At 56.1% G+C, this 1,274-nt stretch carries 1 pseudogene; it reads left to right on the top strand.

Annotated elements, in window-relative coordinates:
* Positions 1-1,274 (top strand): annotated as a pseudogene (locus HFE01_RS27480) (hypothetical protein); the annotation flags it as partial.

The following is a 1,274-nucleotide window of genomic DNA, read 5'->3' as shown; positions in this document are numbered from 1 at the left end:
CAAGGTGATCAAGGCCCACAAGGAGTCCAAGGCGATCAGGGACCACAGGGCGTTCAAGGTGATCAAGGACCTCAAGGTGTCCAAGGTGATCAGGGACCACAGGGCGTTCAAGGTGATCAAGGCCCACAAGGAGTCCAAGGCGATCAGGGACCACAGGGCGTTCAAGGTGATCAAGGACCTCAAGGAGTTCAAGGTGATCAAGGACCTCAGGGAGTCCAAGGCGACCAAGGACCACAAGGCGTACAAGGTGATCAAGGACCTCAAGGAGTTCAAGGTGTCCAAGGACCACAAGGAGTCCAAGGAGATCAAGGACCACAGGGCGTTCAAGGAGATCAAGGACCACAGGGAGCCCAAGGCCCTCAAGGCGTACAGGGTGACCAAGGTCCTCAGGGAGTCCAAGGAGACCAAGGCCCTCAAGGAGTTCAAGGTGACCAAGGCCCTCAAGGAGTCCAAGGTGACCAAGGCCCTCAAGGAGTCCAAGGCGATCAGGGACCACAGGGCGTTCAAGGTGATCAAGGCCCTCAAGGAGTTCAAGGTGATCAAGGTGATCAAGGACCTCAAGGAGTTCAAGGTGATCAAGGACCTCAGGGAGTCCAAGGCGACCAAGGACCACAAGGCGTACAAGGTGATCAAGGACCTCAAGGAGTTCAAGGTGACCAAGGCCCTCAAGGAGTTCAAGGTGACCAAGGACCACAGGGAATCCAAGGTGATCAGGGACCTCAAGGAGATCAAGGACCACAAGGAGTCCAAGGAGATCAAGGACCACAGGGAGCCCAAGGCCCTCAAGGCGTACAGGGTGACCAAGGTCCTCAGGGTGTCCAAGGTGATCAAGGCCCTCAAGGTGTCCAAGGCGATCAGGGACCACTGGGAGTCCAAGGTGACCAAGGCCCTCAAGGAGTCCAAGGCGACCAAGGCCCTCAAGGCGTTCAAGGAGATCAAGGCCCTCAAGGAGTTCAAGGTGATCAAGGACCTCAAGGAGTTCAAGGTCCTCAGGGTGTCCAAGGAGTTCAAGGACCACAGGGAGTCCAAGGCGATCAAGGACCTCAAGGAGTTCAAGGTGACCAAGGCCCTCAAGGAGTCCAAGGCGATCAGGGACCACAGGGCATACAAGGTGATCAAGGCCCTCAAGGAGTTCAAGGTGATCAAGGTGATCAAGGCCCTCAAGGAGTTCAAGGTGATCAAGGACCTCAGGGAGTTCAAGGCGACCAAGGACCACAAGGCGTACAAGGTGATCAAGGACCTCAAGGAGTTCAAGGTGACCAAGGCCCTCAAGG

Origin of the sequence: Paenibacillus sp. EKM10P, from assembly GCF_011800655.1 — a bacterium.
Lineage (GTDB): Bacteria > Bacillota > Bacilli > Paenibacillales > Paenibacillaceae > Paenibacillus > Paenibacillus polymyxa.
This window is presented reverse-complemented; position numbering and strand designations above follow the sequence as displayed.